Here is a 16,125-nt window from a genome sequence, read left to right as displayed (position 1 = left end):
TGGTGCCAGGTCACGAACGGTCCGGGTCGGCGGGATGACGTTGCGGCATCGGCTACGGCGGGACTGGCCGCTGCTGCTGATGGTCCTGCCGGTGGTGGTTCTGCTGGGCGTCTTCCACTACTTCCCGACGCTCGGGAACGTGATCGCCTTCCAGGACTACTCGCCGTACGCCGGGATTCGCGGGAGCGAGTTCATCGGGTTCGGGAACTTCCAGCGGATGTTCGCCGAACCCGCCTTCTGGAAGGCGGTCGCGAACACCGTCTCGATCACCGCGGTCCAGCTCGCGTTCTTCTTCCCGATCCCGATCGCCCTGGCGCTGCTGCTGAACAGCGTCCTGTCGTCGAAGCTCCGCAACCTCATCCAGGGCGTCGTCTACCTGCCGCACTTCTTCTCCTGGGTGCTGGTCGTGTCGCTGTTCCAGCAGATGATCGGCGGCGCCGGCCTGCTCGCACAGACCTTGCGCGACCACGGGCACCAGGCGGTCGACCTGATGACGAAACCGGACACGTTCATCCTGCTCGTCACCGCGCAGGCTGTCTGGAAGGACGCCGGCTGGGGGATGATCGTGTTCCTCGCGGCGCTGTCGACCATCAGCCCGGAGCTCTACGAGTCCGCCGCGGCCGACGGCGCGAACCGGTGGCGCCGGCTGTGGCACATCACACTGCCGGGTCTGCGCCCGGTCATCGTCCTGCTGCTGATCCTGCGACTGGGTGACGCGCTGACGGTCGGGTTCGAGCAGTTCATCCTGCAACGCAGCGCCGTCGGCGGCGGCGCCGCGGAGGTACTCGACACGTACGTCTACTACCAGGGCCTCCTCGTCGGCGACTTCGGCTACGGCGCCGCGGCCGGCCTTTTCAAGGGTGTCGTCGGCCTCGTTCTCGTCCTGGTGGCCAACCGATTCGCCCACATGGTGGGCGAGCAGGGGGTGTATTCCAAGTCATGAGTGCACGAGCTGTCTGGGAGGAAGAACCGACTCCGGTCGGGCGGATCGGGAAGCCGGTGGTGCTGGCGTTGATCGCGCTGGCGGTCGCGTTCCCGTTGTACGTCGTGGTGGTGACGAGCCTGTCCTCGACGGAGGCCGTGACCCGAGCCGGCGGGCTGGTCGTCGTACCGCGGGAGCTGACAATTGCGGCGTACGTGCAGTTGCTCTCCGGCGGAGTGGTGACGAAGGCGTTGCTGATCAGCGTCGGGATCACCGTGATCGGTACGGCGTTCAGCCTCGGGATCACCGTGCTGGCGGCGTACGGGTTGTCGCGGCCGGGATCGTTGTTCCACCGTCCGCTGCTGTTCATCGTGCTGCTCACGTTCCTGTTCGGGCCGGGCATCATCCCGAGCTATCTCGTGGTCAACGCGCTCGGGCTGATCGACCACTACGCGTCGCTGATCCTGCCGGCGGCGATCTCGGCGTTCAACCTGATCGTGATGCGGTCGTTCTTCATGGGGATCCCGGGCGAGCTGATCGACAGTGCCCGGATCGACGGGGCCGGCGAGTTCGCGATCCTGCGGCGGATCGTGCTGCCGTTGTCGAAGGCCGTGGTCGCCGTGGTCGGACTGTTCTACGCGGTCGGTTACTGGAACGCGTTCTTCAACGCGTTGCTGTACATCAACGACAACAGCAAGTGGCCGCTGCAGATGGTGTTGCGGACCTACATCGTGCAGCAGCAGCCGCTGCCGACGGGTGCCGGCGGAGTGGCGACCGGCATCGCGGGCCTGTCACCGGCGCCCGGTCTGGCGATCAAGATGGCGATCGTGGTGATCGCGATCGTTCCGGTCCTGCTCGTCTACCCGTTCATCCAGAGGCACTTCCAGAAGGGCGTCATCATCGGCGCGGTGAAGGGATGAGGTCCCGATGAACCTGGCACGGCGGCATTTCCTGGCCCTCGGCACCGGTACGGCGCTCGCCGCCGCGTCGGCGACAACCGCTACGGCGACGGGATCGGCAGCGGGCTCGTACCGTTGGCGCAGCGTGGAGATCGTCGGAGGCGGCTTCGTCACCGGGATCGTCCATCATCCGCGGAAGCGTGGTCTGGTGTACGCGCGGACCGACATCGGCGGAGCCGTGCGGTTCGACAATCGCACTCGGCGCTGGGTGCAGTTGCTGCACTGGATCGGGTGGGACGAGTGGAACTGGAGCGGGGTCGAGAGTCTCGCGCTCGACCCGGCGGATCCGCAGCGGCTGTATCTCGCGGGCGGTACCTACACCAACGAATGGTCGCCGATCAACGGCGCGATCCTGCGATCGTGCGATCAGGGACGGACCTTCGAGCGCACCGACCTGCCGTTCAAGCTCGGCGGCAACGAGCCCGGCCGCTCGATGGGCGAGCGACTTGTCGTCGACCCTCGCGACGGCCGCGTGCTGCTGTTCGGCACCCGCAATCAGGGGCTGTGGCGCAGCGGCGATCGCGGCGTGACCTGGTCCCGGGTGGACAGCTTCCCGGTGACCGGGAATCCCGGGATCGGCATCGGCTTCGTCTTCTTCGACCGGCGCGACGGCACGATCTACGCCGGCGTCGCGGATCCGGCGAACCCGCTCTACCGCAGCACCGACGCCGGCCGCACCTGGTCGGCGGTTCCCGGGCAGCCGACCGGGCTGTTGCCCCATCACGGCGAATTGGGGGCCGACGGCAACATTTATGTCACGTACGGCGATCTCCCCGGGCCGTACGAGATGTACGACGGCGCCGTCCACAAACTGAACACCGCGACCGGCGAGTGGACCGACATCACCCCGTTGCGCCCGAACACCGGTGCTGAAGCAGGGTTCGGGTACGGCGGCCTCGCCACCGACCCGCGCAGGCCCGGCACGGTGATGGTGTCGACGATGAGCCGGTGGGGTCCGGTCGACGACATCTTCCGGTCCGTCGACGGCGGCCGGACCTGGCATTCGATCGGCGAGCGGATCGTGCTCGACACGTCCGGAGCGCCGTACCTGGACTTCCACGGCACCCCGAAGCTCGGCTGGATGATCGGTGACATCTCGATCGATCCGTTCGACTCGGACAAGGTCATGTACGTCACTGGTGCGACGATCTTCGGCACCGACGACGTGACCGGGGCGGAGGCGGGCCGCAGTACGCACTGGTCGGTCCGCGCGCAGGGACTCGAGGAGACGGCCGTCCTCGATCTGATCAGTCCGCCGTGGGGTCCGCCGTTGATCAGCGCGCTCGGGGACATCGGGGTCTACCGGCACGACCGGCTGGACGTCGTACCGCCGGACGGGCAGGCGTCGAATCCGGTCAGTGGGACGTCGCCGAGTCTGGACTACGCGGCGCTCGCCCCGGGATTCGTGGTCCGGCTGGCGAATGCGAACGCCGGCGAGCGGGGCGCGTACTCGACCGATGCCGGGAGCAGTTGGCAGCCGTTCGCGGGTGAGCCACCCGGGATGACGCAGCCGGGGCGTGTCGCGGTCGGCGCCGACGCGCGAACGATCGTCTGGGCGCCTGGGGATGTCGTCGCGCACTACTCACGCGATCGCGGAGCGACCTGGATCGCCGTCACCGGCCTGCCTACCGGATCGGTGCTCGCCGGCGACCGGGTTGACGGGAGTGTCTTCTACGGGTTCGATCCGGCGACCGGTACGGCGTACGTGAGCACGAACGGAGGCGCCGCCTTCACAGCGACGGCGACAGGTCTGCCAACGGGCGCCGGAAAGCTGGAGACCGTGCTGGATCGGGTCGGACACTGCTGGCTCGCGGCGGGCGCCGGTGGGCTGTACCGATCGGTCGATCGTGGGTCGACGTACTTGCCAGTGACAACGATCGAGGAGGCGTACACCATCGGCTTCGGCAAGGCGGCGCCGCGACGCCGGGAGATGGCGGCGTACACGTCAGGGAAGGTCGCGGGCGTCCGCGGGATCTACCGGTCGGACGACAGCGGCGTCACTTGGGTGCGCGTGAATGACGACCGGCATCAGTACGCGTCCACCGGTGATGCGATCGCGGGTGATCCTCGGGTCTACGGGCGGGTGTACCTGTCCACCAACGGATTCGGGATCCCCTACGGTGAGCCGGTATGAGACGACTCTGGTACGGCGGCGACTACAACCCCGAGCAGTGGGATCCGGGGGTGTGGAAGGAGGACGTCGCCCTGATGCGGCAGGCCGGCGTGAACCTGGTGACCGTCGGCGTGTTCTCGTGGTCGTCGCTGGAGCCCGCGCCGGGGCGGTACGAGTTCGGCTGGCTCGACCAGGTGCTCGACCTCCTGCACGACGGTGGTGTGAGCGTCGACCTGGCCACTCCGACCGCGTCGCCGCCGCCGTGGTTCAGTCGGTTACACCCGGAGGCGATGCCGGTCACAGCGGACGGCGTACGTCTGACACACGGCAGTCGGGACACGTACTGCGCGTGTGCGCCGGCGTACCGCGACGCCGCACGGGGGATCGCGCGGACGCTGGCCGAGCGGTACCACGACCATCCGGCCCTTGCGATGTGGCACGTGCACAACGAGTACGGGACCATGTGTCACTGCTCGCTCGCGGCGTCTCGTTTTCGCGAGTGGCTCCAGGAGCGGTACGGCGACCTGGACCGGCTCAACGACGCGTGGACCACCGCGTTCTGGAGTCAGGGGTACGCCGACTGGACGGACATCGAGCCGCCGCGGAAAACGCAGTACCTGGTGAATCCGACCCAGTTCCTGGACTACCGGCGCTTCTGGTCGGACGAGTTGCTGGCGGCGTTCCTCGAGCAGAAGGCCGAACTGCGGACGTTCTCGGAGCTGCCGATCACGACCAACTTCGTCTTCGGCAGCTGGGTGCCGGTGAATCACGCACAGTGGGCCGAGGCCGTCGATGTCGTGGCCATCGACAACTATCCGGATCAGACCGGGACCGGCGCGGAGGAGCAGACGGCTTTCGCCGCGGACCTGGCCCGGTCGTGGGCCGGCGGCGGGCCTTGGCTGCTGATGGAGCAGGCGGCCGGGACGCTCAACGATGGACGCCGGTTGCAGGCGAAGGAGCCCGGCCGGATGGCACGGCACAGCCTGTCGCACATCGCGCGGGGTTCGCAGGGCGCGTTGTTCTTCCAGTGGCGGGCGTCGCAGGGCGGGTCCGAGATGTACCACTCGGCGATGGTCCCGCACGCCGGGCCGGACAGCCGGATCTTCACCGAAGTCGTGGAGCTCGGCGCGGTGCTGCCACAGCTGGCTGAAGTTGCCGAGAGCAAGGTCGAGGCCGACGTCGCGATCCTGTGGGACGTCGAGTCCTGGTGGGCGATGCAGGGTACCCATCTGCCGTCGTCGGCGCTGGATTACCTGGCCGCGGCACGATCCGCGCACCGGCACTTCTGGCGTGCCGGCGTGACGGTCGATTTCGCCTCGCCCACCGCGGACCTCTCGTCGTACACGACAGTCGTCGTCCCCAGCCTGTATCTGGTGAGCGACGAATCCGCCGCAGCGCTCACGGCGTACGTGGAAGGCGGCGGACAGCTGGTGGTCGGGTACTTCAGCGGGATCGTGGATCCCGAGCTGCGGGTCCGGCTCGGCGGGTATCCGGGAGCGTTCACGGAGCTTCTCGGCGTCCGGGTGGAGGAGTTCCACCCGCTGCCGATCGACGGCGAGATCGCCTTGTCGTCGGGTGGGCACGGGCGAGTGTGGAGCGAGGACGTGCGGGCCGTGTCGGCGGAGGTGATCGATCGGTACGCCGGTGGCGTGCTGGACGGCAAGCCCGCGATCACGCGGCACGAGTTCGGCGCGGGCGTCGCCTGGTACGTGTCTACCGAGGTCGACGACGAGACCGCCGCGCGGTTGCTGGGCCTGTCGGCCTCGCCGGTGGAGACGGTACGGCGCCGGGCCGGCGACACCACGTGGACGTTCCTCTTCAACCACGGTGACGCCCAGGTCGACGTACCCGCCGACGGGAGCGAGTTGGTCGTCGGCGAGCTGCCGTTGCCGCCTGGTGGCTACGCGGTGGTGAGATCGCGGTGAGGCGCCTGGCAGCTGCTGCCGCGAGCCGTGAGCGCCGGGGGCAGCAGGGTCAACGCCGGTACGTCGCCGCCCTCGAGCTTGGTGATCAGCGACTCGACGGCCCGGTCGCCGATGCGCTCCGCCGGGATCGAGACCGACGACAACTGCGGAACCTGCCGCTCGGCGACGTCGTCCGCGCAGATCGCCACCAGCGACATGTCGTCGGGAACCCGGCGGCCGAGCCGGCGCAGGACGTCCAGGAGCGGTCCGATGATCGGCTCGTTCTGCACCACCAGGCCGGTGATGTCCGGGTGCTCGTCGAGCAGCTCACGCACGGTGTGCAGGATCGCGTCGAACGTGTGCTCACAGGGCGTCTCGAGGCCGACCACCCCGCGTCGTTCGGCGGCGTCCGCGAAGCCGGTCAGCGTCCGTTGGGCGAAGCCCGTCTGCCGTTCGTACACCGCGGACGGCGTCCCGAGCAGCGCCAGCGAACGGTGGCCGAGGTCGGCCAGGTGGTCGACACAGTGCGCGCCGGCAGCCACGAAGTCCAGGTCGATACAGGTGAGTCCGTCGGCGTCGTCGGGGTAGCCGATCAGCATCGACGGCATCGGCAGCTCCCGCAGGACCGGGACCCGTTCGTCGTCGAGCTCGATGTCCATCACCACGAGCGCGTCGACGAGCGAGCTCTGCGCGACCCGCTCGAGCCCTTCCGGTCCTTCGTCGGCGGTCAGCAGCAGTACGTCGTGGTCGTACCGGCGGGCCGTGGTCACGACCGCGGCGGCGAACTGCATCATCACCGGGACGTGCATACCGGTGCGCAGCGGGATCACCAGCGCGAGCACGTTGGACCGCTGGCTGGCCAGCGCGCGGGCGCTCGCGTTGGGACGGTAGCCGAGCGCGCGGACGCTGCGCTGCACGCGCTCCCGGGTATCGGTCGAGATCGTCCGCTTCCCGCTGAGCACGTACGAGACCGTGCTGGCCGCAACGCCGGCGTGCCGTGCGACGTCGGCGATCGTGACCACGTCGTCCCCTTTCCTGAGCCTGTCCCAGTTCTACCCCAGTCGAAGCGCTTCGACACCAGTCTATTCCCTGTGTCAGCCCACGTTTTCCCCTGCGTTCGCCCCAACGAGAGGAACGGAAATGCAGAGATGGTGGAAAGCAGCAATCGCGGTACTGACAGTACTGGCCGCCGGCCTGGTGACCGCGGCACCGGCCCATGCGGCCGCGTGGTCGTCGTCGGACAAGTTCGGCAGCTGGTCCAACGGCGGGTACACCGTCCGCAATGACGTCTGGGGCGGTGGCGCCGGACCGCAGTCCATCTGGGCCAACTCCTACAGCAACTGGGGAGTCTGGGCCGACCACCCGAACACCGGCGGCGTGAAGTCGTACCCGCACTCCGCCCGGAACATCGGCAAGCCGGTCAGTGCCATCGGAACTCTGACCAGCAGCTTCAACGTGTCCCGCCCGGGCAGTGGATCGTATTCGTCGACCTACGACATCTGGGCCGGCAACAACGCCTACGAGATCATGCTGTGGATGAACAAGCAGGGCGCGGTCGGCCCGATCGGCAGCAAGCAGACCACGCTCAGCGTCGGCGGCCACACCTGGGACGTCTACCGCGGCAGCAACGGCGCCAACGCGGTGTTCTCGTTCCTCCGCACCTCCAACACCAACTCCGGCTCCGTCGACATCAAGGCGGTCCTGAACTGGATCCGCAGCCAGGGCTGGATGGGTGATGCGACCGTCGGCGAGGTCCAGTTCGGCTTCGAGATCACCTCGTCGTCCGGTGGCCTGAACTTCACCAGCAACTCCTACTCCGTCACATCCAACTGACGCACCCGACCTAAGGGGGTCGGCGGGTTCACCCTGACTTGGCTGAAGGTGATGCCGAGAAGTACCAGGGCGAGCCCGCCGACCTGTCGCAGGTTCAGCACGTCCCCGGAGACCAGGAGCCCGAGCAGGACGCCGGTCACCGGGTTGAGGAGCCCGATCAGCCCGACGCTTGCGGCGGGGAGTCTGCGGAGGCCCGCGAACCACGCCGTGAAGGCGAGGGCGGTCGCGACGAGTCCGACGTACGCGAAACCGGCGACGGCCGGTGCGTCGAGTCGGGGCGGGGCGCCTTCGACGACGATCGCGAACGGGATCAGGACCACACCGCCGGCGATCAGCTGCCACGAGGTCGTCGCGAGCGGGCCCTCGCCCGCCTTGCCCCACTTCTTGGCCAGGACGTAGCCGCACGAGGACATCGTCAGCGCGGCGGCCGACGCCGCTACTCCTCGTAAGTCGATCGCGGTTGATCCGGCGCCGAGGAGCAGTACGACGCCGGCGATCCCGGCGGTCGCGCCGATCAGGACCTGGGTGGTCGGGCGTTCCGCGAGCAGGCCCCAGGCGAAGAGCGCCATGGTGAACGGCGCCGCGGACATGATCGTCGATGCGAGGCTGACCGGGAGCAGTTGGGACGCGAGGTAGATCAGCGCGAAGAACGCACCCATGTTGCAGATCCCGAGCAGCAGCGATCGCCACCACCAGACGCCGCGGGGGAGGCGGCGGGCGAGCGCGAGCAGGAGGAGTCCCGCGGGCAGTGCGCGGAACACCGCGCCGTACAGGGGGTGTCCGGCCGGTAGGTACTCGTGGGTGACGAAGTAGTTCGTGCCCCAGGCGATCGGCGCGATCGCGGTGACAAGGCTCCAGCGGAAGGTATCTTCCATGGAAAACACTATATCTTCCCGGGAAGATATAGTGGGGGGCGTGGACCATGTAGCGAGAATCCAGGCGGAGTGGCAGGTCGAGCGGCCGGATGTCGACACCGCCCCGCAGGGCGTGATCGGGCGGCTGCACCGGATCGCGAACCAGCTCACCGATGAGCTGACGCTGCTCTACGCGAAGTACGGGCTGACCGAGGGGGAGTTCGACGTCCTCGCGGCGCTGCGGCGTGCGGGAGCGCCGTACGAGCGGGCGCCGGGGGAGATCGCGCTACACACGATGGTGACCACGGGTGCGGTCACCAAGCGGGTCGACCGGCTCGAGGAGGCCGGGCTGGTTCATCGCCGTCGCAGCGACGCCGACGGGCGCGGCCGGGTGGTCCGCCTGACCCCTGGCGGTCGGCGGCTGATCGACAAGGCCTTCACCGCTCACATGGCCAACGAGCAACGCCTCCTCGAGGCGCTCACACCGGACGAGACCACTCAGTTGGAGAAGCTCCTCACCACCTGGCTGAGCCGCCTCGAACCAGCCGACTGACACGCGCGTCGAGGCAGGTGCGCGGCGCGGTAGGGCTTGGTGGGTAACCTCTGGTGGTCGCCAGGGGCCCGATAGGAGATGATGCCCACCGTGACCGGACCACAACGCGAGCCCGCGCAGACGCCGTCGGAGGCTGATCCGGCCGTCGCCGGCCTGACCGTCGGGCTCGGTGGACCGTCGGGGCGGTTCGCCCGGCTCAGCTCGTCGTGGTGGACGCCGCTGCGGATCGCACTTGCCGTGTGCACGCTCACCTTCGGGCTCGGAGTGCTGCAGAAGGCTCCGTGCATGGAAGCCGGCTGGGACCGGCAGAGCTGGCGGCCGTTCAAGGCGCTCTGCTACTCCGACATCGGGTTCCTGTACCAGGAGCGCGGTTTCGCGGAGGGTAACCGTCCGTTCCTCGACACCGGCAACTACCCGGTGCTGGAGTACCCGGTGCTCACCGGCGGCTTCATGGAGGTCGCGGCGCAGCTCACCTGGGTGATCACAGGCGACCCGAAGAAGGACCTGACCGTGGAGCAGAAGCGCGACACGGCCGGGGTGTTCTTCCTGATCAACACCGTGCTGCTGTTCCTCTGCGCGTTGCTGATCGTCGGCCTCACGGTCGCGACCGCGCGCGGGGTCGCGAAACGCCCGGGCGCGGCCCGTGGACAGCCACTGGACGCCCTGTACGTCGCCGCGGCGCCGGCGCTCGCACTGACGTCGACGATCAACTGGGACCTGTTCGCGGTCGCGTTGACCGCCGGGGCGATGTTCGCGTGGTCGCGCGGGAAACCCATCTGGTTCGGCGTACTGCTCGGGCTCGGGACGGCGGCGAAGTTCTATCCGTTCCTGTTGCTCGGTCCGTTGCTGATCGTCTGCCTCCGTGGTCGGAAGCTGTGGCCGTGGATCCAGGCGACGGTGGCGACAGCGGTCGCCTGGGGTCTGGTGAACGCGCCGATCTACCTGCTGGCGAAGAAGGAGTGGCTGTCGTTCTGGCAGTTCAACGACGAGCGGGAGAGCGACTACGGCTCGATCTGGTACGTCCTCAAGCTCGCCAAGCACGAGGTCGCGGACGTCAACCAGTTGAACATCGTGATCTTCGCCGGATTGTGTCTGTCGATCGCGATCCTCGGCCTGATGGCGCCCCGGCCGCCCAGATTCGCGCAGCTCGCGTTCCTGGTGGTGGCTGCGTTCCTGCTGATCAACAAGGTCTACTCACCGCAGTACGTGCTGTGGCTGCTGCCGCTCGTGGCGCTGGCCCGGCCGCGGCTGCGGGACTGGTTGATCTGGCAGGCCTGCGAATGCTTCTACTGGATGCTGGTGTGGATGCATCTGGCGCAGTTCCTGGCGCCTGGTGATCCGCAGGTCCCGGACCGGATCTACTGGCTCTCGGTCATCCTGCGGATGGCCGGCACGCTCTGGCTGATGCTGGTGGTCGCCCGCGACATCCTGCTCCCGGAGAACGATCCGGTCCGTCACGGGGACGTGGTCGACGATCCCAGCGACGGCGTCAGATCGCGGGCCCGGGCGGACCTGGCAACCGCCTAGAACCTCAGCTTCGCGACGTCCAGGTTGCCGCCGCTCACAACGGCGGCCGTGACGCCTTCGGGCCGGAGGCCCTCGAGCAGTGCCGCGAAGGGCGCCGCGGCCGCCGGTTCGAGGGCGAGCTTGGTCCGTGACATGACCAGGCGCGTCGCCTCGAGCAGTGCTTCCTCGGACACGCGGACGACCTCGTCGACGTACTGCTGGATGAGTGGGAGATTGCGGGTGCCGCAGACGGGTGCGGCGAGGCCGTCGGCGATCGACCGAGCGGTCAGGAGCTTCTGCGGTACGCCGGCTGCGAGGCTGCGGCTGACCACGTCGGCCTGCTCCGGCTCGATCCCGATCACGCGGATCGCCGGCTTCATCAGTTTCAGCGCCGTCGCGACCCCCGAGATCAGCCCGCCGCCGCCCACCGGGACCAGGACGGTGTCGAGGTCCGGCCGATCCGCCAGCAGCTCCAGTCCGAGGCCGGCATGCCCGAGGATCACGTCCTCGTCGTCGAACGGGTGAACGCCGGTCAGCTGCCGCTCGTCCCGGATCCGGTCGTACTGCGCCATCAGGTCACCCTCGACGAGTTCGACGGCCGCGCCGTACCCGCGGGCCGCGTCGATCTTCGCCGGTACGGCGGTGGCCGCCATCACCACCGTCGCCGGCACCCCGGCGTCTCGTGCCGCCCAGGCCAGCGCGCCCGCCGCGTTGCCCGCCGACACCGTGATGACACCGCGCTCGCGCTCCTCGGTCGTCAACCGCAGGAGCTTCGTCAGCAGTCCGCGGACCTTGAAGCTGCCGGTCTTCTGGAACAGCTCGGCCTTGAGCACCAGGTCGGCCGCGAACCGTTCGTTCAGTGCGGACGAGGACAGCATCGGAGTCCGGTGGATCCGTCCCTCGAGCGCGCTGGCGGCCTGGCGGATGTCTTCGAGCGTCGGCATACGACTCAGCCTAAAAGTCTAGTAGCTTGATCATATTTCGAGACAAAGACTCCGGGCGGTCGCGGGCGATCTACCGTCGGTGTCATGAGGCCGACGCTGACCGTGATCGTGGATCCCGCCGACCGCTGGATGAGCCGCGCCGCGTGTATCGGCCAGGCGCCGACGTACGACGAGGACGCCTCCCGCTGGGAGCAGCGGAAGGCGCGTGAGCTGTGCCTGACCTCGTGCCCGGTGCTCGCCGAGTGCCGCGAGTGGGCGCGGCGGACGAAGTACACCGGGACGGCCGCCGGCGAGACCCTGCTGTACGGGCGTCGCCGGGGCCACCCGGAGTCGGCGGCGAGCTAGATGCGTGTGGCGACGGCGGCGGCGAGTTTGCCGGCGGCGTCCGGGGACTGCGGCAGGAACAGGTACGGCTCGATGAGCTCGATCTCCATCAGCAGGAAGCGGTCATTGACGACGACTCCGTCGACCCGCGCGTAGGTGGGCGTCGGGCCGGAGGCGGACAGGGCGGCCTGGGCGCTTTCGAGTACGGCGGCAGGCGGGTCCGTCGGCGTCGTCTGGCCGCCGTACGACTCCTGGACGCGGTAGTCGCCGTCCGCGGGACGCTTGACCACCGCGTGGCTGAACTCGCCGTTGAAGAACAGCAGCGACCATTCGCCGTCGGACTGGATCTCCGGCACGAACGGCTGCACGAGGTACACCACGTCGGGCAGGTCGCTCAGCGCCTGCTCGAGCTCGGGGGAGCCCGCGACGCCGCGGACCGTGTGCAGGGCGTTCCCGCCTACAGTCGGCTTGACGACGATCTGCTCGCCGGTCAGTCCGGCCACCACCTCGCGCAGGCACGCGCCTGCCGCGACCTGGGACGGGACGATGGCGACGCCGCGCTCGCGCAGCTCGAGCAGGTACTGCTTGTCGCTGTTCCAGCGGACCTGGTCCGTGGAGTTCAGGACCGGTACGCCGGCCTTGTCCAGCTGGGCGAGCCACTCGGTGAACTCGGCGTACAGCCAGAAGTAGTCCCACACGGTCCGCAGCAGGACGGCGTCGTACGCGGACCAGTCGACCGACGGGTCGGTCCAGACCTCGACCACCGGGTCGAGGCCCGCGGCGCGGAGCGCGTCGAGGAGCGGGCGTTCGTCAGGATGCAACTCAGCGTATTCGGCCGAGGTTGCGAGGGCGATGCGATTCGTCACGCTCGCCAGTGTTGGCGGGGAGGGGCGGTGCGGTCAAACCTGACTTCGCAACGAGTTGGTGACGGATCGTGAGGGCAGCGGCAACGATGAGCGCGGCGGTCAGGTGGATGAGGCCCTGGCGGGTGTCGTGGCCGAAGCTCGCGTAGGCGAGGTAGGACGCGAGCGGTACGGCGATCCACTCGGGGCGGCCGGCCAGTGCGGCGAGGGCGATGAGCGGGAGGCCGTACCACGGGTACGTCGGGGTGGCGATCAGGAGCGCCGCGCCGTACAGCCAGCAGCAGGTGAGGGCGATCGGGTCGCGTCGGGCGCGGTGGAAGGCGAGGGCGGCGAGGGCGAGGGCGAGGACCGCGGCGACGACCTGGCGAGCCTCAGGAGGCAGCAGGAGCGCGAGAATCGCGGATCGGGAGCTGCCGTCCTCGAAGCCTTCCTGGTTGAGGTAGCCGGGGAGGAAGCCGATCACCAAGATGCCGACGGCAAGGACGTGCGGGACGTACGAGGCGATGAAGGTGCCTAGGGCAAGGAACGGGCGACGGTTGCGGAAGGCGGGGAGGAGAAGGAGAGGGAGGAGCTTGACGCTGCCTGCTGCTCCGAGGAGTACGGCGGCGAGTTTTGGTCTGCGGGCGGTGGTGACGACGGCGGCTGTGATGAAGAGTGCGGCGAGGACGTCGACGTGGGCGGCGTTGCCGGCTTCGAGAGCGACGATCGGTGACCAACCCCACAGCGCGGCCCAGCGCGGATTCTGTACGGCGAGTAGCCAGGTGAGTGCGATCGCGATCAATGCGGCCGCTATCTGGAGTCCTAGGGTGCCGGCTGACCAGGGGGTGAACAGGGCGACCGCAGTGAAGTAGGCCTCGGCGATCGGTGGGTAGATGGTTGGCACGCCGGGGCGGTTGATCCGCGTCCTGACGTCGTCGACCGGGAGCTGCGCCGGGTCGTCGGGGATGCCTGTTACACCGGAGCGCTGGTCCGGTGACAGCCCTGGAAACAGCACGGGATCCCGCAGTTGCGCCAACGAGTCGTCGAGCGGCACATATCCGTACGGCGAATGCCCCGACAACTGCACGCGCCCGTCCCACACGTACCTGTACGCGTCCGTGCTGGTCATCGGCGCCTGTGTCAGCCCCGGCACCTGACACAACCCCGCCACAACCACAACAACCCCAACCCCCAACCCCCGCCCAAACCGCCACACCAAGAACCCGACCACCACCGTCCCCACCACCAACACCACATCCGGCCACCACGGCCGCGCCGCAGCCGCAACCACCACCGCAGCCGCAACCACCGCCGCCGCCAAAGCCACCACAGCACCCCCAACCCGGATGTTGCGGCGACTTCGTGCACCGGATCCGTATCCGGAGCGCGAATTCGTGCGGATCCGGTGCACAAAGTGGCGGATCCGGCCGGAGCCGCTGGGCGGGGCGGGGCGGGTCATGCGGTTCGGCGGAGGGTTAGGAAGGCTCGGTGGGGGGTGCGCCAGTCCTCGGTGGGGTGGAGGTGGGTTGTGCGGGCGTGGCGGATCAGGGCGCGGGTGCCTACTCTTGCCCAGGGCAACGGAGTGGAATGGCGGCCGGTGGAGCTGCGGAGGACGATCGGCGTACTGTCGTCGAGGTCGTCGTCCGGGTCGACCTCGACGAGTACGAGCCCGTCGGGACGGACGAGCTCGGCGCAGCGACGCAGCAGATCGGCCGGATCACCACCGATCCCGATGTTCCCGTCCATCAGCAGCACGCTGCCCCAGCGCCCTTCGCCCGGCAGCCGATCCTGCACCGGACGATGCAGCGCGGACGCACCACGCGACGTGGTGAGCGAAACCGCCCGAGGCGACACATCGACCCCGAGCGCCGGGATCCCGCGTTCGGCAAGTGCGGTGACGATCCGCCCCGGCCCGCACCCGATGTCCAACACAGGCCCCTCACATCGACTCAGTGCAAGCCGATCCACGTCGTCAGCCGGCGCCGTCCACCGATCCACCTCGGACAGCGACGGCACGGTCCGCCCATCGATGCCAGTAGCAACAACTCGCGCCGTACCGCCGAGCGCCTGCTCGAACAGCAGTCCCGGATGCGCCGCATGCTGCAACCGCCGGTACAGCCGCGACACCCGCAACGAAGGGAACTCGTCAGCGAGGTACGCCGCATCCTGCGGTGTGTCCATGTCCCGTAGCGTCGGCAGGATCTGCACCCGCATCCCCAACGCCAGCAACCGACGGAGCTGATCCCGCCCGGTGTGGTCGGTCGACATCGGTACGCCGACCAGCGCGCGCGAATCCGGCGTGCGGAGGCCGAGGCACCAGTACCCGCCGTCCTCGGTCAGCCCCAGTACGGCGTCATACCCGGACCACTCGAACCCGAGCAGCTCCGGCCGCAGTTGCGGCGTGTCCATCCCGACGAGCAGCATCGGCGTCCCGTCGTATACGTCCTCGAACGCCGCCGCGAGCCGCTCGTCGAGCCCGCCGCCGCGCTGCGCCACGACATCGAACCCGGGCGGCAACCAAGGCCCCGGTTCACCCTCGAGCGCGATCACCCGCCGCGTCGCCGGCGCGAACTTGACCGCGCTGAGCGTGTCGACGAGCGACGCCCGCGCCAGCGCCGCCGCCTCCCGCGCAGTGAACTCGCTCTGCAGTCGCGTCTTCACCCGCCCCGGCACCGGCGCCTTCGCAATCACGATCACCGTGCCGCGCTTCATCGCGCCAAAACCTTCGACATGTCCAGTACGGCGCGTGCGGCGCCCAGCGGCGTACCGGTGACTTTCGAGCGCCCCGAGCGCGGGAGGTAATCGACGTCGACCTCCGCGATCCGCCACCCGGCGTCAGCGGCGCGGATCACCGTCTCCAACGGGTATCCGGACCGTCGATCCGTCAGCCCGAGTCCGAGCAGCGCGGTACGCCGCCCAGCCCGCATCGGACCGAGATCGTGCAAAGCGACGCCCGTACGGCGCCTGATCCGTCGGGACAGCTCCGCGTTGGCCAGTCGGAGATGCCATGGCCAGGCCTGCCGCGACACCGGACGCCGGCGACCGACGATCAGATCCGCGCGGCCGGCAACGACCGGCGCGGTCACCCGGACCAGCTGCCGCGGATCGAGCGAGGCGTCCGCATCCATCACCGCCACGATGTCCGCGTCGGCCGCTTCCAGACCGGCATGACACGCAGCGCCGTACCCCTTGATCTCGCACTCCACGACGGTCGCGCCCAGTCGTGCGGCGACGGCGGCCGAGTCGTCGGTGGAGCCGTTGTCGACGACGATGGCGCGGACGCCGGGCGGGAGCCGTTCGAGGACCCAGGGCAGGGCGGCCGCCTCGTTCAGGCACGGCAGGACCAGATCGACGGACATGCTTCGACGGTA

At 68.9% G+C, this 16,125-nt stretch carries 15 protein-coding genes; 8 read left to right on the top strand and 7 right to left on the bottom strand.

Features of this window, described 5'->3' with window-relative positions:
- Positions 1 to 34 precede the first annotated feature (34 nt).
- The 4 genes from OHB24_RS38260 to OHB24_RS38245 are packed head-to-tail and all read left to right on the top strand — an operon-like array spanning position 35 to position 5,919.
- Complete coding sequence (locus OHB24_RS38260; protein WP_327635828.1) at positions 35 to 943, top strand: ABC transporter permease; 909 nt, start codon at positions 35 to 37, stop codon at positions 941 to 943.
- Complete coding sequence (locus OHB24_RS38255) at positions 940 to 1,842, top strand: carbohydrate ABC transporter permease (RefSeq protein ID WP_327635827.1); 903 nt, start codon at positions 940 to 942, stop codon at positions 1,840 to 1,842. Before OHB24_RS38260 ends, OHB24_RS38255 begins: the two co-directional genes overlap by 4 nt.
- A 7-nt stretch (positions 1,843 to 1,849) precedes the next feature.
- Positions 1,850 to 4,015, top strand: coding sequence for a WD40/YVTN/BNR-like repeat-containing protein (locus tag OHB24_RS38250; RefSeq protein ID WP_327635826.1), 2,166 nt, complete (start codon positions 1,850 to 1,852; stop codon positions 4,013 to 4,015).
- Positions 4,012 to 5,919 carry a beta-galactosidase gene (locus OHB24_RS38245; RefSeq protein ID WP_327635825.1) on the top strand — a complete coding sequence of 636 codons (1,908 nt, stop codon included), beginning with the start codon at positions 4,012 to 4,014 and terminating at the stop codon, positions 5,917 to 5,919. Before OHB24_RS38250 ends, OHB24_RS38245 begins: the two co-directional genes overlap by 4 nt.
- Here the strand turns inward: OHB24_RS38245 and OHB24_RS38240 are convergent.
- Positions 5,895 to 6,920 (bottom strand): LacI family DNA-binding transcriptional regulator, encoded by a 1,026-nt coding sequence (locus tag OHB24_RS38240; protein ID WP_327635824.1) that lies wholly within the window; start codon positions 6,918 to 6,920, stop codon positions 5,895 to 5,897. The genes OHB24_RS38245 and OHB24_RS38240 overlap by 25 nt on opposite strands.
- A gap of 118 nt (positions 6,921 to 7,038) precedes the next feature.
- Between OHB24_RS38240 and OHB24_RS38235 the strand changes: the two genes are divergently transcribed.
- A complete protein-coding gene (locus tag OHB24_RS38235; RefSeq protein ID WP_327635823.1) occupies positions 7,039 to 7,731 on the top strand; it encodes a glycoside hydrolase family 12 protein in 693 nt (230 codons plus the stop codon).
- On the opposite strand, the gene OHB24_RS38230 is transcribed toward OHB24_RS38235, so the two are convergent.
- Complete coding sequence (locus tag OHB24_RS38230) at positions 7,710 to 8,606, bottom strand: EamA family transporter (RefSeq protein ID WP_327635822.1); 897 nt, start codon at positions 8,604 to 8,606, stop codon at positions 7,710 to 7,712. The two genes, OHB24_RS38235 and OHB24_RS38230, sit on opposite strands and share 22 nt — an antisense overlap.
- Before the next feature lie 40 nt (positions 8,607 to 8,646).
- Here OHB24_RS38230 and OHB24_RS38225 point away from each other — a divergent pair, with 40 nt between their 5' ends.
- Together OHB24_RS38225 and OHB24_RS38220 are read left to right on the top strand one after the other, a co-directional pair.
- Positions 8,647 to 9,138: a MarR family winged helix-turn-helix transcriptional regulator gene (locus tag OHB24_RS38225; RefSeq protein ID WP_327635821.1), complete on the top strand. Its 492-nt coding sequence runs from the start codon at positions 8,647 to 8,649 to the stop codon at positions 9,136 to 9,138.
- 81 nt (positions 9,139 to 9,219) lie between these two features.
- Positions 9,220 to 10,665: a glycosyltransferase family 87 protein gene (locus OHB24_RS38220; protein WP_327641152.1), complete on the top strand. Its 1,446-nt coding sequence runs from the start codon at positions 9,220 to 9,222 to the stop codon at positions 10,663 to 10,665.
- Here the strand turns inward: OHB24_RS38220 and OHB24_RS38215 are convergent.
- On the bottom strand, positions 10,662 to 11,588 hold the full coding sequence (locus OHB24_RS38215; protein ID WP_327635820.1) for a threonine ammonia-lyase: 927 nt from the start codon (positions 11,586 to 11,588) through the stop codon (positions 10,662 to 10,664). The genes OHB24_RS38220 and OHB24_RS38215 overlap by 4 nt on opposite strands.
- A gap of 84 nt (positions 11,589 to 11,672) precedes the next feature.
- Here OHB24_RS38215 and OHB24_RS38210 point away from each other — a divergent pair, with 84 nt between their 5' ends.
- Positions 11,673 to 11,933 (top strand): WhiB family transcriptional regulator, encoded by a 261-nt coding sequence (locus OHB24_RS38210; RefSeq protein ID WP_131339534.1) that lies wholly within the window; start codon positions 11,673 to 11,675, stop codon positions 11,931 to 11,933.
- Here OHB24_RS38210 and OHB24_RS38205 read toward each other — a convergent pair.
- The 4 genes from OHB24_RS38205 to OHB24_RS38190 form a co-directional block, all read right to left on the bottom strand.
- On the bottom strand, positions 11,930 to 12,778 hold the full coding sequence (locus OHB24_RS38205) for an ATP-grasp domain-containing protein (protein ID WP_327635819.1): 849 nt from the start codon (positions 12,776 to 12,778) through the stop codon (positions 11,930 to 11,932). The genes OHB24_RS38210 and OHB24_RS38205 overlap by 4 nt on opposite strands.
- Positions 12,735 to 13,907, bottom strand: a complete 1,173-nt coding sequence (locus tag OHB24_RS38200) for a glycosyltransferase 87 family protein (RefSeq protein WP_327635818.1) — start codon at positions 13,905 to 13,907, stop codon at positions 12,735 to 12,737. Before OHB24_RS38200 ends, OHB24_RS38205 begins: the two co-directional genes overlap by 44 nt.
- Before the next feature lie 302 nt (positions 13,908 to 14,209).
- Positions 14,210 to 15,466, bottom strand: a complete 1,257-nt coding sequence (locus tag OHB24_RS38195) for a DUF2064 domain-containing protein (protein WP_327635817.1) — start codon at positions 15,464 to 15,466, stop codon at positions 14,210 to 14,212.
- A complete protein-coding gene (locus OHB24_RS38190; RefSeq protein ID WP_327635816.1) occupies positions 15,463 to 16,113 on the bottom strand; it encodes a glycosyltransferase family 2 protein in 651 nt (216 codons plus the stop codon). The genes OHB24_RS38195 and OHB24_RS38190 overlap by 4 nt, the downstream gene beginning before the upstream one ends.
- Positions 16,114 to 16,125 lie beyond the last annotated feature (12 nt).

The sequence above is a fragment of the Kribbella sp. NBC_00482 genome (genome assembly GCF_036013725.1).
Classification (GTDB): domain Bacteria; phylum Actinomycetota; class Actinomycetes; order Propionibacteriales; family Kribbellaceae; genus Kribbella.
This window is presented reverse-complemented; position numbering and strand designations above follow the sequence as displayed.

Bases quoted from the DNA above. Each gene is read 5' to 3' on its own strand.
- OHB24_RS38235 (WP_327635823.1), top strand. From the start codon at position 7,039: ATGCAGAGATGGTGGAAAGCAGCAATCGCGGTACTGACAGTACTGGCC.
- OHB24_RS38215 (WP_327635820.1), bottom strand. From the start codon at position 11,588: ATGCCGACGCTCGAAGACATCCGCCAGGCCGCCAGCGCGCTCGAGGGA.
- OHB24_RS38220 (WP_327641152.1), top strand. From the start codon at position 9,220: ATGCCCACCGTGACCGGACCACAACGCGAGCCCGCGCAGACGCCGTCG.
- OHB24_RS38260 (WP_327635828.1), top strand. From the start codon at position 35: ATGACGTTGCGGCATCGGCTACGGCGGGACTGGCCGCTGCTGCTGATG.
- OHB24_RS38230 (WP_327635822.1), bottom strand. From the start codon at position 8,606: ATGGAAGATACCTTCCGCTGGAGCCTTGTCACCGCGATCGCGCCGATC.
- OHB24_RS38195 (WP_327635817.1), bottom strand. From the start codon at position 15,466: ATGAAGCGCGGCACGGTGATCGTGATTGCGAAGGCGCCGGTGCCGGGG.
- OHB24_RS38190 (WP_327635816.1), bottom strand. From the start codon at position 16,113: ATGTCCGTCGATCTGGTCCTGCCGTGCCTGAACGAGGCGGCCGCCCTG.
- OHB24_RS38255 (WP_327635827.1), top strand. From the start codon at position 940: ATGAGTGCACGAGCTGTCTGGGAGGAAGAACCGACTCCGGTCGGGCGG.
- OHB24_RS38250 (WP_327635826.1), top strand. From the start codon at position 1,850: ATGAACCTGGCACGGCGGCATTTCCTGGCCCTCGGCACCGGTACGGCG.
- OHB24_RS38245 (WP_327635825.1), top strand. From the start codon at position 4,012: ATGAGACGACTCTGGTACGGCGGCGACTACAACCCCGAGCAGTGGGAT.
- OHB24_RS38210 (WP_131339534.1), top strand. From the start codon at position 11,673: ATGAGGCCGACGCTGACCGTGATCGTGGATCCCGCCGACCGCTGGATG.